The organism is Corynebacterium capitovis DSM 44611 (assembly GCF_030440535.1).
Taxonomy (GTDB): Bacteria; Actinomycetota; Actinomycetes; order Mycobacteriales; family Mycobacteriaceae; genus Corynebacterium; species Corynebacterium capitovis.
On sequence record NZ_CP047117.1, the window covers coordinates 1,265,524 to 1,282,186 of the forward strand.

Genomic DNA, 16,663 nt, shown 5'->3' on the forward strand with positions numbered 1-16,663 from the left:
GGGTCCGGCTTGCAGTTCCCGGGGGCGCTGAACGACGTTGATTACTATAGACACGGTGGCGTTATCCCTACAAATCGCCAGCTCAGACGGGATGACGTCACCGTGCGTCGCGTGTTATGTGCCCTCGTACGGGGTCAGTGCCCGGGCCGAACGGAGGCGCGCCAAGGTCGATTCGCGGCCCAAGAGTTCCATCGACTCGAACAGCGGCGGGGAGACTGCCGCGCCGGTCACGCCGACCCGCAGCGCTCCGAACGCCGTGCGGGGTTTGAGTCCCAGATCCTCAATGAGCGCCTTGGTCAAAGCAGCCTCAATGGCGCCTGTCGTCCACTCCCCGACGCCCTCTAGGGCCGAGATTCCCACCTCAAGCGGCTGGATCGCAGTTTCCTTGAGGTTCTTCCTCGCCGATTTGTCATCCAGCCGCAGCTTGGAATCGGCGACCGTGAGGAACCGGAGCAGCCCGTAGGCGTCGGAAAGCGTCTTGATGCGCGTCTGCACGAGATCGGCCGCGACAGCGAATTTCTCCGACGGGTAATCGGCGGGAAAATCTGTGTACTCCGTGAGGTACGCGCGGAGGCGCTGCGCGAAGTCCTCTGGTTGCAAAAGACGGATGTGATCGGCGTTGATCGCCTCGAGCTTTTTCTGGTCGAAGCGTGCCGGGTTGCCCAGTACGTCTTTCACGTCGAAGGCCGCGATCATCTCATCGGCGGTGAAGATGTCTTTGTCGGCGGACAGGGACCAGCCCAGCAGCGCGAGGTAGTTGATCATGCCCTCGGGGATGATCCCGTTGTCGCGGTGGTTAAACAAGTTGGACTCGGGGTCGCGCTTCGACAGCTTCTTATTGCCCTGGCCCATCACAAAGGGTAGGTGGCCGAACTCGGGCGTGGACTGAGCTACGCCGATTCGCTTTAGCGCCTCGTACAGCGCCAGCTGGCGCGGGGTGGAGGACAGCAGGTCCTCCCCGCGCAGGACATGCGTGATTCCCATCAGGGCATCGTCGACAGGGTTAACCAGCGTGTAGAGCGGCGCCCCGTTGGAGCGGGCGACAACGAAGTCGGGCTGCGTCTCAGCCTTGAAGGTCACCTCACCGCGCACCAGGTCGTTCCACGTCCAGTCCTGCTCGAGCATACGCAAGCGCCACACCGGCTTACGTCCCTCGGCTTCAAAGGCGGCCACCTGGGCCTCGCTCAGGGTGCGGTCGAAGTTGTCGTACCCCAGCTTCGGATCACGGCCAGCGGCACGGTGACGCTCCTCCACCTCTTCCGCCGTGGAGTAGGCAGGGTAGACCTCTCCCGCCTCGATGAGCTTGGCCAGCACCTCCTGGTAGATGTCCCCGCGCTGCGATTGCCGGTATGGCTCGTGGGGCCCGCCCACCACCACGCCTTCGTCCCAATCGAGGCCCAGCCAGGTCAAAGAATCGATGATCGCCTGGTAGGACTCTTCCGAGTCGCGGGCAGCGTCGGTGTCTTCGATGCGGAAGACGAACGTGCCGTGAGAATGGCGCGCTTGCGCCCAGTTAAACAGCGCAGTTCGCACCATGCCGACGTGCGGGGTGCCCGTTGGCGAGGGGCAGAAACGAACGCGCATCGCAGCAGGAACCGTGGAGGATTCAGTCATGGGGACAATCGTAGCGGGCGCGTTCCGGCCGTTACACTTGCCAATCATGTCTGGAACCCGCCCTGCGACAGCACCCGATTTTCTCCTCTCACGTAGTCATGGGTCGGTGCGCACTCAGGGCTCCCGTGCGAGCTTCGCCGACCCCTGGGAAGCTCTCGATGCCCTTGCCTCGGGCCGCGCGGACATCGTTGTCGGCGCGCTCCCCTTCGACCGCGACTCTCCCGCGGCCCTGACCGTTCCCCGGACGGTGGTTACTGAACCCGGCACGCTCGAGCCGCACCCCTACTACCGCGTCGGTGAAGGTTCACAGCTCTCGGCGCGGATCGACGCCTTCGACCCCGAGCCGGAGGAACACCTGCGGCGCATCGAAGCGGCGGTGTCGACGATTAGAAGTTCTGTCCTGGACAAGGTGGTGCTCGCGCGTGCCGTAGACATCGCTTTCAACCCGCCGGTAGACCCCCGTCTCGTCGCGGCTCGCCTCATCGATTTGTCCTACACCCGCGACGGCTTTATCGCGGACTTGAGCCCCGCGGGCAGGAAAGGCCACTTCTTCGTGGGCTCCTCCCCCGAGGTGCTCGTGCGTCGCCGCGGCGTGCACGTCAGTTCCTTTCCCCTCGCGGGATCGGCACCGCGCAGCGTTCACGACCCGCGCGCGGATGAACTCGCTGCCCGCAGCCTGTACAACTCGGAGAAAGACCTCGCCGAGCACGCCTACGTGGTCAAACACATCCGAGATATCCTCGCTCCGCTGTGTTCCACGCTGGACGTTCCAAGCCGTCCCGTTCTGGAAAAGACGAGCGAAATGTGGCATCTCGCTACCCCCATCAACGGGGTGCTGAAAAACCCAGACCTCAACGCACTCGACCTCGCGCTGCGTCTATACCCCACCCCCGCCGTGTGCGGCACACCTACCGACGCCGCTGAGGCGCTCATCTCCACCGCAGAGTCCGACAGGGGGTTCTACGGCGGGGCAGTCGGATACACAACAAGCAACGGCGATGGCGAATATATGGTGGCGATCCGTTGCGCCGAGGTCAACGCGGCGGGAACAGGCGCGCGCACCTGGGCCGGCGGCGGCCTCGTGGCTTCCTCAGACCCCCACGCGGAGCTGGATGAGACAACGGCCAAGCTGCGCACCATTATGCGCGCGCTGGGCCTTTAACCCCGGGACACTAGGCGCGACCGACGGGGTTTCCCAGGCGGCCGATCCCCGGGATCTCCACCTCGATGTAATCACCTGGCGTCATTTCCGCGGTGCCGGCGGGCGAGCCGGTGCAGATGACGTCGCCAGGAAGAAGCGTGTAAGACGCCGTGATGAACTCGACAATCTCGCCGAGGTTCATGATCATTTGGTTCGAGTTGGAGTCCTGCTTCGTCTCCGTCTGCCCCTCGTGGGTGAGGTGGGCCTTGATCGGCGTGTTGGAGAAGTCGAACTTATCCAGATCCGTCTCGATCCACGGGCCGAGCGGGCAAAAAGTATCGATGCCCTTGGCACGGGCCCACTGCCCGTCGGCAAACTGGAGATCACGGGATGACACGTCGTTGACGATTGTCACGCCGCGAATGACGGATTTCCAGTCCTCAGCCTTGACGTTCTTGCAGGGCGTGCCCACGACAAGCGCCATTTCCCCCTCGAACTCGACCTTTGTGGCGAAATCCGGGATCTTGATGGTGGCTTCGGGCCCGATCACGGCTGTCGGGGGCTTGAGAAACAGGGTCGGAGGCAGGTGCTCGGCGGACTGCTTGAACACCTCGGCGACGTGATCGGCGTAGTTGCGGCCGATGGCCACGACCTTGGACGGGAGCATCGGCGCGAGAATGCGTACCTCCCCGAGGGCCCATTCCTTCCCCGTGTACTCGGGTTCCGTGAACGGGGTTCCGGCTATGGCCTTGGCCGTCGTCGCGTCGTCGTCGATAACGGCGAAGGTCATGCCTTCGGGGGTAGCAATTCGTCCAAAACGCATGGGGGAGAGCTTACCCCACCCCCTTACGCTCTTCCGGGTTAGCGGGAGGTCAGCGCCAAGTACAGCTCAGCGCACGCGATTGCGTCCGTCAGCGCGTTGTGGCTGCGGTACGTGGGCAGGTGATAGCGCTGCCGGACCCGCGCCAGCCGCAGATCCTCACCCCGCGGGTACGTCCCCATTCTCTCCATGTGCCTCCGCTCGAGCGCGAAGGTATCGACGACGTCGCGGGCAGGCATTCTTATCGACGTTCCCCGCACGCGCTTCGACTCGTAATTCAAAAAGGAGAGCTCCATCTGAGCGAAATGCGCCAGCAAACGCCTACCCCGGAAGGCCTGATCAAATGCATCGAGGACGGCGGCTGCGGGTACCCCCTCCCGGGCGATGTCGTCATCGGTCACACCGTGCAGGGTCGCGGAGTTCCCGACCCGCGCCCCGAGTATGAGGTAGTGGCGCGCCTGCGACAGGTCGATCACCTTGCGGTTGACAGGCACCCAGCCGACCGAGACGAGGTGGTCCCGCCCCGGCGTCAGCCCGGTCGTCTCGACGTCGACGGCCAGCAGCGCGTCGTTGTCGGCCTCCTCGCGTCGCCACCATGCCGGAGCCATTTACATACTCCTGACCGGGTACTGGCTGCTCAGGGCCGCCTGGAGAGACTTAATCACCCGGAATGAGTCGCGGAGGTCGTCACGGTCGCGGCTACTTAACGCCCTGGGGTCAATGTGGTAATCGGGGTTCTCCCCCGCCCGCAGCTGCTCGGCCTGGTGGCGCAGGGCGAGCGTGGTGATGTATTCGTAGGCATCGATGAGGTCGTCTGCCCCCCGTGAAGAAATGGACGAACCGGCTGCTGCGCGGATCCGCGCCACCGTATCCAGCTCGGTCTCCCCGGCCGTTATCGCGTACAAGCGCGCCATCTGAACGACCGCGGCTGTCCCACCCTTCTTCACGTCCAAAGTGGCGGCGTAGTCACCTGAGCGTTCCAGCACAAAACCGCGGAAGAAGCTGAGCGGGGGTTCGCGGCGGGTGGCCAAGGCCGCCAGGTGCGCGTGGAAGCGCCGCGAGCCACGCGCCGCCGCCTGCGCGGCATCATGCACCCGGCCAGCCAGTTCCGTTTCCCCGGCGAGACAGCGGAAGTCGAAAAACACCTGGGCGTGCAGCAACGCGTCGGGATTAGGAGCTGTGACCCAGGTGTGAAACGTCTCCGCCCACTGCGACTCCGTCATGCGCCACTGCGGTGAGGAGGCCATCATTCCTCCGGGGCAGCGCGCCTGCCCGGCTTCGGCGAGACCGTCACAGATGAACTCCCCCAGTGCGGAAAAATACGCCGCGTGGGCACCCTCGTCGTAGGCATCGCTGAGGACGAATGCGTTGTCTTGGTCGGAGGCGGGCCCCATCTCGTGGCGCGCCTGTGAGCCCACCGCGACAAACGCGAACGGAACTGGCGGCGGGCCCACCTCCTCAACCCCCAGCACGGTCAACCGGCGGGCGATTGAATCCGCAATACTGGACAGGAGGCGCTGAGCCTCGAAAGCGGAGGCCCCGCGGTCTAGAAAACGGGCGGCGACGGACGCGGCGCGTCGAAAAGAACCCGCGAGCTCCGCGAGGTCGCTGTGTGCGACGTCGGCGGAAAGATATATCGGGTCAGACTGCAGCTGCCGCATGATGTCATTGCTGGTCGCTACGGCGCTGATTCCCTCGGGACCGGCCACGGGGAGGTGGTGGATGCCCAGCTCGCCCATGAGCAACATCGCCTCGAAGACGAGGGTCTCGGGGGCAGCCATGCGCACCGGGGACGTCATGACCTCCGCGACGGGCCGGGAGGGGTCCGCTGCGACGGCGACGACCCGCGAGCGCAAGTCCCGGTCCGTGAGAATGCCGGGTTCAGCCGCGCCCTCGACAACAAGGCAGCTCACTTGGCGGTCATCCATCAGCCGCGCCGCGGCGGAAATGCTGGCGTCCGCGCCAATCGTCACGAGATTGCGGCCCGCCACCACCTCACTGAGCGGGGTGCGCAGAACATCCGCGGCTGCCCCCGCCTCCCGCATCTCCTTCGCCGCTGCTCTGACGCGCAGAGACGCGGACTGGAAGTAACGCCCGATATGAGGGTGCTCCGCAACAAGCCGCGTAAAGCTCTCCCGGGGCAGGGTGAGAATTAGGCAGTCTTCGACGGCAACCATGGAGTAGCGCGACTCGGGGGCGTCGATAAGAGTCGAGTAGCCGAAGTTGCGCCCTGTATCTCTCCGGTCGATGAGGACATCGTCATCCGAGAGAACGTCGACGGCGCCGGAACGGATGACGTAGAGCGTGTCGTTCCTCTCACCGCGGCGCACAATCGTCTCGCCGCGGCGGACGTACGTAATGGCCATGTGCGCGGGCAAGACATCGAGCGCCTCGGCTGGCAGGCGAGAGAAAGGCTCGTGGTCGGCGAGGAATGAACGAACCTCGTCGAGTTCAACTGTCATACATCGAGCCTATCGCGCGGCGAGGCGGGGCTAGGGCCGTTTGCGCCGGTGTTTTGAGCGGAAAAACTACCTACTGGTAGCTGACAAACCAAGGCTGTGGAGCCACGTCAGCGAAGGTCTGCTCCGGGGTGAACATCGGCATGTCTTCGTCGATGAAGTTCTTCCATGCGAGGAAGAACCCGGGGTCGAGGTCCTGGCGCAGCACGTTCCAGGTCTCGAATTTCTGGCCGGCCGAACCGTGCCCGTCGGCGTGCAACACGTATGCGAGCTCGGGGTGATCGGTGCGGATGTTTTCCCGGTCAGGGAACATCGCCACCTGGAACTGGTGAAGCACGAACGCCTTCTGGGGCAAATTGCGTTCGCGGGTGAACTGGGCCAACCAGTCCGCGACCTCGTTGATTTCCGCCGAGGTCGCGGAACCCACCCGGCTCAACGGTTGCTCGCCCGGGTTCAGCTTCCATTCCGCGTCCAGGGCCAGACCCACGTTCGGGCGAGCCAGCAGATCCGCATACAGCTTCGTTTGCTCCAGGAAGTTGCCCTGGCCCGGCTGAAGGTCCAACACCGCGTAGCCACCCGCCTGAGTGATCGCATCCACGTAGGGCACGATCTCGGCGGGGTCGGACTCATTGGAGAAGTTCCCGTCCGGGCCCGGGCTGCCCGAGGCGACGGTGACGATGATCTCAAACGCCGGTATCACCGGGTCGGGGGTGAGAGCCTGGTAGGACGCGGCGTACTGCTGCGCCAACTGGGCCGCTTCAGCTGGGCCCTGCTCCCCCATCACGCCCAGTGCGGGGCCCGAGGGGTGGCCGTAGAGTGCCACCATGCGGCGCCCTGGAAAGACAAGCCCGCCGCCACCGGGCAGCTCCCCGTTTTTCGCGAGGCTGGCGCGGTCCGCATAGTGTCCGCTTGTTCCCCACTGCCGCCCCAGCGCGATGGTGTCCTGCGCCGTCACCGTCCGCATGGTCTCACTCGTCGCCCGCGGGTCGGGGGCGGGGGAAACGAGGACGTTCGCGCCGGCGGCGCGCGCGGTCGCTACCGCAGGAAGGGACGTCTGCTCCGTGGCCAAAAACGGAGGAAGTTGGCGGTTTTGGGGGTGAGAAGGCTGGAGAGCCACGACGGTATCCAGCGCGGACGTCCCCTGTGACTGGGGTGTCGGTGTGTCTGCCAGTTCCTTGTCGTCACCAGGGACGGTGATGACGCGCTGCGCTCCGAGCCGGGTCACCTCAGCATCAACCGCAGCGTCCGTGCCGGGCAGCCGGGTGAGCATAGGGACACCGAGTTTGGTAGCGATGGCGGCAGCGTGGAGCTGATCCTCAACCCCCTCGCCCGCGATAACCACCGCTGACGAGGCGGAGTACAGGCGCTGCGATACCTCCACACCCGTTCCGTCAGCGTCGGCGAGAACTTCTTGGCCGTGGGTGTCAAGCGGGCTGTCGGCGACGGAGCTCGAGCTTGTCGACGACCCGCCACCGCACCCCGCCAGTGTACTAACCCCGGCGGCGATGATCACGGCACTGATTACGCGTCGGGTGGTCACGGGTTGCCTCCATAAGGTATTGAGCGGGGAATTCACCCCGACCACCTTACTTCACAGCTGCGACGATCCTGTCACCCACCTCGGAGGTTCGCACCGCGCCGCCTGCCCGAGACGCAACTTCTTCCTCCACTGCGCGCTCGATGCGCACGGCGTTATCTTCATCCCCGAGCCACCTCAACATCATGGCGACGGACAAGATCATCGCAACCGGGTCCGCCACGCCGCGCCCTGCGATGTCCGGGGCTGAACCGTGCACTGGCTCAAACATCGACGGGTTGGCACGTGAGGCGTCAATGTTGCCAGAGCACGCCTGTCCCACCCCGCCGGTCACGGCCCCCGCTAGATCGGTCAGAATGTCCCCGAACAGGTTGTCGGTCACGATGACATCGTAGCGTTGTGGATCGGTCACCATGTAAATCGTCGCAGCGTCGATGTGGGTGTAGTCAACCTCCACCTCCGGGTACTCGACGGACGCCTCGTCGACCGTGCGCTGCCACAAACCGCCAGCGTTGACCAAAACGTTGGTCTTATGCACCAAGGTGAGTTTTTTCCTCCGCGCCATGGCGGTGTCAAAAGCGTGGCGGACCAGGCGCTCCACCCCGAAGCGGGTATTTTGCGACACCTCGCACGCAACCTCGTGCTGGGTCCCCTCGCGCAGGGTGCCGCCGTTGCCGGCGTAGAGACTCTCCGTGCCTTCGCGGACCACAACGAAGTCAATCTCCCCGGGCGTGGCAAGCGGGCTCACCGCCGAGGGGTAGAGACGCGAGGGGCGAAGGTTGACAAAGTGGTCGAGCTTAAAGCGCAGCGGGAGTAACAGACCCCTCTCTAGAACGCCCGCTGGCACGCGCGTGGGATCACCAATTGCTCCGAGCAGGATTGCGTCATGGTCCCGGAGGCTGTCCAAGTCCGCTTGCGTGAGAAGTTCTCCGTTGCGGAGGTAGCGGCGGGCGCCGAGGTCGTAATCGGTCGTATCCACGTCGGAGCGCACCGCGCGAAGAACTTTGAGCCCCTCCGCCATCACTTCCATTCCGATACCGTCGCCGGCGATCACCGCTATCTTCATTTTGGGATTCCTTTCTCACCATTCGGGACAGTGCATAGACTAGCAGCAGTCCACCCGGCTCCCCGGAAGCCCGCGGCGGCTCGGTGCGCGCCACCCCTTGACGTTGCTAGCGGAGGTCGATCTGCACCGAGGACGCGTCGATGGAGCGGGCAATAGCCGCCTCCAGCTCCGCCGGGACCTCGCTCTCGACGCGCAGGATGAGGACTGCCCCGTCACCTTTGGTCGCCTGAGTCAAGGCCGCGGCCTCAATGTTGATACCCGCGGCGCCCAATTCACTGCCCACCTTGCCCAGCGCACCCGGCGCGTCGTGGTAGCGGAGGAAGAGGTTGCGCCCTTCGGCACGCAGATCCAGCCCGCGGCCGTTGATGCGAACGATCTTCTCCACGCCTTCCAGCCCGGTGAGGGCGCCAGTGACCGAGGAGACCTCCCCCGACGCGGCCGCCACCTGCACCTCAACCGAGCTGCGGTGGGTCCGCGCTTCGCTACGCTTCGCCACCGTGTGCTCTAGGCCGCGCGATTCCGCGATCGTGGGGGCGTTGACAAAGGTCACAGGCTCCGAGATGATGCCGGAGAACAAACCACGCACCGCCGACAGGCCGAGGATGTCAATGTCTTCGGTAGACAGCTCCCCGCTAGCGGTGACCTTGAGGGAGACGGGGGCGTCGTCAAGCAACTTGCCCGCGATGAGACCCAGCTTGCGGGTCAGCTCCAGCCAGCGGGCGACCTCCTCGCCCACGCGTCCACCGGTGACGTTCACCGCGTCAGCGACGAACTCCCCGGCAAGCGCCTTGAGAACCGAATCGGCGACGTCGGTTCCGGCCCTGTCTTGGGCTTCTTCCGTGGACGCGCCGAGGTGCGGAGTAACCACGACCTCCTTGAGGCCGAACAGGGGGGAGTCGGTGCACGGCTCCGTGTCGTAGACGTCGAAACCGGCGCCGCGGATGTGGCCGGACGCAATGGCGTCGGCAAGCGCCTGCTCATCGACGAGGCCCCCGCGGGCGGCATTGATAATGATTTGCCCCTTCTTTGCCTTCGCCAGCAAGCCGGCGTTGAACATGCCGGCCGTTTCCTTGGTCTTGGGCAAGTGAATTGTGACGAAGTCGGAGCGGCCCATCAGCTCGTCGAGCTCCACCAGCTCCACGCCCAGCTGCGCGGCTCGGGCGGGGTTCGCGTAAGGATCGTAGGCAATGATGGTGGTGTCGAAAGCCGCGAGGCGCTGCGCGAACAACTGCCCGATATGGCCGAAACCCACGATGCCGATCGTTTTGCCAAAGACCTCAACGCCTTTGAACGAGGAGCGCTTCCACCCTCCCTCGCGCAGGGACGCGTCCGCCGCCGGGATCTGCCGGGCGGTAGACAGGAGCAACGCAATGGCGTGCTCGCACGCGGAATGGATATTCGACGTCGGGGCGTTGGCCACCATGACACCGCGCTCGGTCGCGGCGGCCACGTCTACGTTGTCCAAACCGACGCCGGCACGGCCGACGATTTTGAGCTTCGGGGCCGCCTCGATCACCTCTCGGTCCACGGTCGTTGCGGAGCGCACGAGCAAGGCATCGGCCTCCGGCACCGCGGCAAGCAGCTCGGCGCGGTTTGGTCCATCCACCCAGCGGACGGTGACCGAGTCTCCGAGGGCGTCGACTGTTGAAGGAGCGAGCTTGTCTGCGATGAGCACGACGGGTTTAGTCACGGCACTTCTCCTGGAATTTGGTTGTGCGACAGGTGGGTCGAGGTAGGGCTCTACCGGCCTGTTTAGAATAGCGCGCCCGCCGGCCGTGACGGATACCCAGGGCCTAATAAATTTCTTCAGCATGCATAATGCGTGCCGCGAGCAGCGCGTCGGTTCCGAAGTCCCCGCCGAGCGCGACGAGTGGCGCGCTCCCCAGCCCGGCCATCGCCCGCAGTGTGTCCTGTGAGGCCGACGGGTCGGGGTTGTCCACCACTTTGACGGATGCCCCAAAACTGCGCGCGTTCGCCACGGCCGCGATTGAACTATCACGCGTCCCAACCACGACAGGGGCCATGTCGGCATCCCGGCGAGACTGCACGGGGAACGGTGTGGCGTTCGCCCTGGGCAAGACAACGGGGTCCGCCCACGCTGCTCGCAGCCACGTCGGGTCCTCCGCTGTGAGCTCAGCTACAACGGCGGCAGCACCTGCCGGGTCCGTGAGCGTTCGCTCCGAGAACAGAAGCGCCGTCATCACCCCCAGGGCTTCGAGGCCACCCGGATCGCGGACCACGCTGACCGCGCCAGAGGAGGGTGCCAGTGATACGTCGCCCACGGTGAGGATGGTGTGAACACCGAGCCGCGAAATCTCTGCGACCACCTCGTCGTGGAGGTCGTCGTCGACAAGCATCGGCGCGTGAGCAACGACGGCTATCGACGCCGCCCGCAACTGCGCCTCCACAGTCCCGTCCGTGACAACAAGCGTTTCCGACGAGTCGAAAAACAGTCTGGCGGTCTCGAACCCGAATTGATCGTCAACCACGACGGGATGCTGCGGAAACCCGTCAGCAACGCGGCGGGCCTGATTTGCGTTCCGGGCTTCCTCGATGGACCCGGGCCCAGCCGGCTGGCCGCACGCGACGAGGTAACTGCAAACAATAAGAGCAGCCCCTGCCGCACACAACGAGGAAGAGCTACGCCTCCTCTGCGGCAAGCCAGCCCTCCCCCGCGTCGCGGTCGGCGGCTCTGCCCATGGAATATTCGATGACCCCTGTCAAAGCGTCGAGGCGGCTTTTCAGGAAGCCCACGCCGTCCCCCGCAAGGAGCAGGGCCGGGTCGAGGAGGTGCCCCGCTAGCATCTCGTCGAACTCGTCGTCTTCCATGATCGATTTCGACTGAACCCGGGGGATGTAGCGCTTGGGGTTCGCGTCGCCAATAAGCACCCGGGTGCGGATACCCATCGGGGTTCGGTTTAAGACGGACCCGTAGGCCGCCTCCGCGTTATCACCCAACCCGGCGAAAGCCCCCGGGGGAAATACGGTGCCAAAGGTCGTGTCGAGCTTGGGTAGCGTGTCTTGGTCGAACGGCAGACACGTCCGCCAGTCTCGCGCCCCGCGCCCCATGATGAGCGAAAAAATCCCGCGGTACACGCCCGATTCCGGCCCGGCGGTGAGCAACCGCGATTGCGCGAAGCGCGCATCCTCAACGGTGCGCGGGGTGGAGTCCGTGACCCCCATGACCCACGGAGTTACCTCGTCGACATCGTTGCCGGCGCGGATCGTGGGCGCGTGGGCGCCGTAAAGCTCGCCGAACACGCCGCTCCAGAACCACCGGTTGAGGCGGTCCGTCGGCTGGCCCGCCTCTGGCTCTCCGACTCGCACGAGGATTGCGGCCAGAGGCACAATTTGCGACGAGTACGGGACCTGATCCACCGTGATAATCCGGCGTTCAGAGAGGAATTCCGCGGCGCGCTCAAAAGCCCCGGTCAGCTCGTCGACGTGCGCCAGGTAGGTCTCCACGCTGAGGTTGAGGATGTCACCTCGGTGGCCCATAGCAGGACCCGACTGGGAAGTGACCAGCAGCGACATGGCGCGAAGGAACTCCACCCTCCCGATGCCCCCCAGCGACGGGTGGCGCCGCAGGCGGTCCTCCACGTTCTGGCGGTAGTGAGTCGCGAGCTCGAATCCGGGCCGCTGCGCCGCAAAAACTGAGGTGAGAAGCTCGAACACGTCAAGCTGCACCCCCGCCGAATTTGCGTGGGCGAAGATTTGCCCGACTCCAGTTAGCGGCGTCTCCCGGGGAATGCGTGTGACGGGAATCGTGTACGCGGAGATATCCCTCATTACCCGGGTGTGGAACTCCTTAACCGCCGCGATGAGCGTCGGCTGAGAGCTCGAGGCGACGATGTCGAAGACGAGGTCCGACCCCGCCTCCGACAACACGTACGGAAGCGGGACAACGCCGTTAACAATCATGTCGTTGCGGGTTCGGATCCCGCCGTCGAGCTGCGGTCCGAAGTGCGATCGGACTGCGCCGTCGCGGTCGACGGCGAAAACGGCCTCCACGGGCATAGGTGTCGATGATGCCGCCGCCACCACATCCACGAAGAACCGGCGTTCAATCGGCCTTCCTCGGAAGTCAAGAGTGGGTACTAGACCGTCGCCGCCGAAGGCGTGGTAGAGGGAGGTGAGACGCTGTTGGCCGTCGAGAAGCAACATGCCCGGCGAGCGCCCAGTGTCGGGTGCCCCGTGGAGGGGGCGGGCCTGGAAACGCAGGGGTTCATTCCTGGTGTCGAGGGCAAGGAAGGCACCCACTGGGTAGCCGCGGAGGACAGAGGTGACGAGGGTGCGGATGCGGTCGACGTCCCACACGAAATCGCGCTGAAAATCCGGCAGTTGGAGCTCACCGCGTTCGGCGCGGGCGAACAGGTCGGAAAGCGAGTAGCTGGCGGTGGTGAAGCCCATGCGGCCCACTCTAGAGCAGAGTTAACACACGTTCTCCGCATCTTCATGCTCCCCGTGCTCGGGGGCCTCAATCTGAATGGTGCTATGACGGATCCCTAGCAACGTGAGGGCGTGCTGCGCGCTGTCGAGAACCGGGCCTGCCGGGACGTCGTCGTCGACCACGAGGTGAGCCGTGGCAAGAACGCCCGCGCCATCCAACGACCAAACGTGCAAGTCGTGCACCTTCTGCACCCCTGGAATCGCTTGTAGGGCGGGGCCGACCTCTTCCTCATTGAACCCGTGAGGCACTTGTTCCAACAGCACCCGCAGCGCCTGACGCATCAGCTGCCACGCCCGAGGCAGGATCATCGCCGCGATAATAAAGGAGGCGATTGCGTCAGCTCGCTGAAAGCCGGTTACCGCGATGACGACGCCGGCGCACAACACCGCAACGGACGAGAGCATGTCGATCATGACGTGGAGGAAAGCGCCTTCCACGTTTATCGATTGCGCTCGTTGTCGCTGCAGGACAAGCGCGGATATTACGTTGGCCACGAGCCCCACGGCAGCGACGATCATCATGGGACCGGCTGCGACCTCTGCCCCGGAACCGAATCTGCGGACCGCTTCCACCACGATCCAGAGGGAGATGGCTAGCACCGCAGTGGCATTGAGGAGTGCCGCGAGCACTTCAGCCCGGCGGTAGCCGTAGGTCGCTGCCGCTGTTGCCGCGCGCCTGCCGACGACCACCGCGACAACCGCAATGGTCAGCCCGGCCGCATCGGACAGCATGTGCACCGCGTCGGCCACGAGAGCCATCGATCCGGTGAGCACCCCTCCCACTACTTCTGCCACAAAGACGACGGCGGTAACCGAAAGGGCTGTCGCGAGAGCGCGCACGGGGGCGCCAACGGGAGAGCCGTGTGCGCCGTGATGTTCGTGTGCCATGCGACCTAACCTACCCCAGCCCCGGCCTTATTGACAACTAATTGAAAACATGCATGTGGCCGCCAACACCCCAGTACAGAACGGTGAAATGGGCACCTCGGCTTCGGCCGCGGTGCCGCAGAGCACACGACCCACCCGTCCACTTTTGCTAGCCTTTTCCCTAGGTCCTCCGTGGCCCCTCCCGATAAATTAGACGAAAGGATCGACCATGACTGACAAGACCCCGAACCCGCTCGACCCGAAGAACAGCGGCGACAACCTTAGCCACGAGGCTGCGGACCGCGCTCGCGACCGCGCTGGCGACCGTGTTGGTGATCGTGTTGGTGATCGTGTTGACGACACGGCCGGCGGGAAGGTCAACCGTGACAACGCAACCCGCGTTGAGCGCGTCGAGCCTGAGAAGAAGACCGCCGGTTCCACCGCCGTCCGCGAGGGTGGCAACGACTGGTGGAAGTGGCTGCTGGGCATCTTGGCCCTGCTGCTTCTTCTCTGGCTGCTGTGGAGCCTGTTCGCCGGCAACGACGAGGAAGAGACCACGGAGACCACGACCTCCACGGTCGCAACAACCACTCAGCGCACAACGGCGATCAGTCCGACGACCGCAGCCGAGACCAACGTCAACCCTGCTACCGAGACCATCTCGCCCGAGAGCGCGCCGGCAACGTCCTAGTCACACTCGACCGCACACCCGCACTCCGGCATCACGGGGTGCGGGTTTTTCGCGTTACCCCGTCTTGCCGGCCCAGTCCGAAAAACTGTACACTCGTCCACACCCCGGGGGCCATGACAGGTAGACGACAGTAAGGGAGTACGTGAGAATCAAAAAGTTTTTCTCTGCGCTGCCGGGAGCACAGTCCCGCCGAAACTTGCGATGGTGGGACATCGGAATCCTTACTGTCATCTTGTTCGGGCAGCCCATCATGTCATCGCTTGGCATCTTTTTCGCGTCGGCCGACGTCGCCGGCGGGGCCGCGTCGACCCCGACGAGCGCCTCCGACTTCACCTCGCACGACAACCTCCGCGCACTCGTGCAGCAGGCACTGTGGCTTGTGATCGCGCTGGTGTACCTCCGGGTTCGAAACTTCGACTTCCGCACTCTCCGCTTCCGCCCGACGTGGAAAGGGACCGCCGCCGGCGTGGGGCTGTTTTTCGCGATTGGCTTGCTTTTCGACGTCTCGTACTGGCTCTTCTCCGCCTTCACCGCAGCTGCAGCACCGGAGGCCCCAGAAGCAACAGATGCAGCAGCCGCTGCGGGTTCCCCGCTCGCGCACATCGACCCCTCGCTGCTGGTGTATTCCGCGTTCAACGGTTTCTACGAGGAGTTCTTCTTCCTCGGGCTCTGCCTCGCGGTAGCACCACGCTGGCGAACGGCCGCGTTTCTCTACTCCCTTGCGGTCCGCGTGTCATTCCACACCTACCAGGGGCTTTTCTCTGCGCTCTTCATCGGTCTGGCCGTCGGGTCAATCTACTACGTGGTGTACCGCCGCGTGCGGGGCAACAACCTGTACCCGCTGGTGTTTAGCCACGCGCTCGCGGATATTTTCGGAGCCAGCGCACTCGCTTTCCTCACCTGATGGATCTCCCACGCGGGCGAAGTAGAGCAACGTGGGATATCTGACCGGTTGTCGGCCGCTCCCCGCGTGTTGCTCTACTTTTACCTAGGCGGTTTCGGTCAAGGGGTTTTGCACCCAGCTCATCATCTGGCGCAGCCCCGCGCCGGTCTTTTCGATCGGGTGGCTCGAAACCTTCTCGCGCAACCCCTCGAGTTCCTTGTTGCCCCCCTCGACGTTAGCCACGAGGCGGCGCGTGAACTCGCCGGACTGGATGTCGGCCAGGATCTCGCGCATGCGATCCTTGGCGCCCGCGTCGACAACGCGCGGGCCGGAAAGGTAACCCCCGAACTCGGCCGTGTCGGACACGGAGTAGTTCATGTTCGAGATGCCTCCCTCGTAGATGAGGTCGACGATGAGCTTGAGCTCGTGAAGGCACTCGAAGTAGGCCATTTCGGGCTCGTAGCCAGCTTCAACGAGCACCTCGAAACCGTTGAGAATGAGGCTTTCTAAGCCGCCGCACAGGACGGCCTGCTCACCGAACAGGTCGGTGACCGTTTCAGCTTCGAACGTCGTCGGGATGACGCCAGCCCGCGCTCCGCCAATGGCTGAGGCGTAGGACAAGGCCAAGTCACGACCGGTTCCGGTCGGGTCCTGGTCGACGGCGATGAGCGCCGGCACGCCTTTGCCGTCCACGAACGTACGGCGAACGAGGTGCCCGGGGCCCTTCGGCGCGACCATTGCCACGGTGACGTTATCCGCCGGCTCGATGAGCTTGAAGTGGATGTTCAGTCCGTGGCCGAAGAAGAGAGCGTCACCCTCTTTCAGGTTCGGTTCAATGTCGTTTTTGAAGATCTCGGCCTGCGAGGTGTCGGGGGCGAGCAGCATGATGACATCCGCCCACGCTGCCGCGTCGGCGTTGGATATCACCTCAAATCCAGCTTCCCGCGCTTTGCTTGCGGACTTGGAGCCCTCGCGCAGGCCGATGACGACCTCGACGCCGGATTCGCGCAGGTTCTGAGCGTGCGCGTGCCCCTGAGAGCCGTAGCCGATCACGGCGACCTTTTTGCCCTGGATGATGGACAGATCCGCGTCGTTGTCGTAAAAGACGTCAATTGCCATAAGGAAAGACCTCGCTT

At 64.5% G+C, this 16,663-nt stretch carries 14 protein-coding genes; 3 read left to right on the forward strand and 11 right to left on the reverse strand.

All coding sequences use genetic code 11. The features are described 5' to 3' along the window. Positions 1 to 114: 114 nt before the first annotated feature. A complete protein-coding gene (gene gltX, locus CAPI_RS06210; protein ID WP_156806922.1) occupies positions 115 to 1,584 on the reverse strand; it encodes a glutamate--tRNA ligase in 1,470 nt (489 codons plus the stop codon). Positions 1,585 to 1,660: 76 nt separating this feature from the next. Between gltX and CAPI_RS06215 the strand changes: the two genes are divergently transcribed. Beyond that, on the forward strand, positions 1,661 to 2,776 hold the full coding sequence (locus tag CAPI_RS06215) for an isochorismate synthase (protein WP_026157164.1): 1,116 nt from the start codon (positions 1,661 to 1,663) through the stop codon (positions 2,774 to 2,776). Between the two features lie 10 nt (positions 2,777 to 2,786). On the opposite strand, the gene CAPI_RS06220 is transcribed toward CAPI_RS06215, so the two are convergent. The 9 genes from CAPI_RS06220 to CAPI_RS06260 form a co-directional block, all read right to left on the reverse strand. Next, a complete protein-coding gene (locus CAPI_RS06220; protein WP_018017781.1) occupies positions 2,787 to 3,578 on the reverse strand; it encodes a fumarylacetoacetate hydrolase family protein in 792 nt (263 codons plus the stop codon). A 38-nt stretch (positions 3,579 to 3,616) separates the two neighbouring features. Further along, a complete protein-coding gene (locus CAPI_RS06225; protein WP_018017782.1) occupies positions 3,617 to 4,183 on the reverse strand; it encodes an exonuclease domain-containing protein in 567 nt (188 codons plus the stop codon). Further along, entirely contained in the window at positions 4,184 to 6,037 is a 1,854-nt protein-coding gene (locus CAPI_RS06230; protein ID WP_018017783.1) for a putative nucleotidyltransferase substrate binding domain-containing protein, read from the reverse strand. A 70-nt stretch (positions 6,038 to 6,107) separates the two neighbouring features. Continuing rightward, on the reverse strand, positions 6,108 to 7,574 hold the full coding sequence (locus tag CAPI_RS06235; RefSeq protein WP_018017784.1) for a cell wall-binding repeat 2 family protein: 1,467 nt from the start codon (positions 7,572 to 7,574) through the stop codon (positions 6,108 to 6,110). A 46-nt stretch (positions 7,575 to 7,620) separates the two neighbouring features. After that, positions 7,621 to 8,637, reverse strand: a complete 1,017-nt coding sequence (locus tag CAPI_RS06240; RefSeq protein ID WP_018017785.1) for a 3-isopropylmalate dehydrogenase — start codon at positions 8,635 to 8,637, stop codon at positions 7,621 to 7,623. Between the two features lie 106 nt (positions 8,638 to 8,743). Continuing rightward, entirely contained in the window at positions 8,744 to 10,327 is a 1,584-nt protein-coding gene (serA, locus tag CAPI_RS06245; RefSeq protein ID WP_018017786.1) for a phosphoglycerate dehydrogenase, read from the reverse strand. A 103-nt stretch (positions 10,328 to 10,430) separates the two neighbouring features. Next, the gene (locus tag CAPI_RS06250; protein ID WP_245531642.1) at positions 10,431 to 11,126 is read right to left on the reverse strand and encodes a hypothetical protein; all 696 of its coding nucleotides are present in this window, start codon (positions 11,124 to 11,126) and stop codon (positions 10,431 to 10,433) included. A 151-nt stretch (positions 11,127 to 11,277) separates the two neighbouring features. After that, a complete protein-coding gene (locus CAPI_RS06255; protein ID WP_018017788.1) occupies positions 11,278 to 13,047 on the reverse strand; it encodes a DUF262 domain-containing protein in 1,770 nt (589 codons plus the stop codon). Between the two features lie 21 nt (positions 13,048 to 13,068). Next, positions 13,069 to 13,974: a cation diffusion facilitator family transporter gene (locus CAPI_RS06260; protein WP_018017789.1), complete on the reverse strand. Its 906-nt coding sequence runs from the start codon at positions 13,972 to 13,974 to the stop codon at positions 13,069 to 13,071. A gap of 208 nt (positions 13,975 to 14,182) precedes the next feature. Between CAPI_RS06260 and CAPI_RS06265 the strand changes: the two genes are divergently transcribed. Further along, entirely contained in the window at positions 14,183 to 14,644 is a 462-nt protein-coding gene (locus CAPI_RS06265) for a hypothetical protein (RefSeq protein ID WP_018017790.1), read from the forward strand. Positions 14,645 to 14,786: 142 nt separating this feature from the next. Then, positions 14,787 to 15,548, forward strand: coding sequence for a CPBP family intramembrane glutamic endopeptidase (locus CAPI_RS06270; protein ID WP_018017791.1), 762 nt, complete (start codon positions 14,787 to 14,789; stop codon positions 15,546 to 15,548). An 84-nt stretch (positions 15,549 to 15,632) separates the two neighbouring features. On the opposite strand, the gene ilvC is transcribed toward CAPI_RS06270, so the two are convergent. Continuing rightward, positions 15,633 to 16,646 carry a ketol-acid reductoisomerase gene (ilvC, locus tag CAPI_RS06275; RefSeq protein ID WP_018017792.1) on the reverse strand — a complete coding sequence of 338 codons (1,014 nt, stop codon included), beginning with the start codon at positions 16,644 to 16,646 and terminating at the stop codon, positions 15,633 to 15,635. Positions 16,647 to 16,663 lie beyond the last annotated feature (17 nt).

What these genes read in the sequence shown, in the direction of transcription:
- gltX (WP_156806922.1), bottom strand. Translation starts at nt 1,584, where the DNA reads ATGCGCGTTCGTTTCTGCCCCTCGCCAACGGGCACCCCGCACGTCGGC.
- CAPI_RS06215 (WP_026157164.1), top strand. Translation starts at nt 1,661, where the DNA reads ATGTCTGGAACCCGCCCTGCGACAGCACCCGATTTTCTCCTCTCACGT.
- CAPI_RS06220 (WP_018017781.1), bottom strand. Translation starts at nt 3,578, where the DNA reads ATGCGTTTTGGACGAATTGCTACCCCCGAAGGCATGACCTTCGCCGTT.
- CAPI_RS06225 (WP_018017782.1), bottom strand. Translation starts at nt 4,183, where the DNA reads ATGGCTCCGGCATGGTGGCGACGCGAGGAGGCCGACAACGACGCGCTG.
- CAPI_RS06230 (WP_018017783.1), bottom strand. Translation starts at nt 6,037, where the DNA reads ATGACAGTTGAACTCGACGAGGTTCGTTCATTCCTCGCCGACCACGAG.
- CAPI_RS06240 (WP_018017785.1), bottom strand. Translation starts at nt 8,637, where the DNA reads ATGAAGATAGCGGTGATCGCCGGCGACGGTATCGGAATGGAAGTGATG.
- CAPI_RS06255 (WP_018017788.1), bottom strand. Translation starts at nt 13,047, where the DNA reads ATGGGCTTCACCACCGCCAGCTACTCGCTTTCCGACCTGTTCGCCCGC.
- CAPI_RS06260 (WP_018017789.1), bottom strand. Translation starts at nt 13,974, where the DNA reads ATGGCACACGAACATCACGGCGCACACGGCTCTCCCGTTGGCGCCCCC.
- CAPI_RS06265 (WP_018017790.1), top strand. Translation starts at nt 14,183, where the DNA reads ATGACTGACAAGACCCCGAACCCGCTCGACCCGAAGAACAGCGGCGAC.
- ilvC (WP_018017792.1), bottom strand. Translation starts at nt 16,646, where the DNA reads ATGGCAATTGACGTCTTTTACGACAACGACGCGGATCTGTCCATCATC.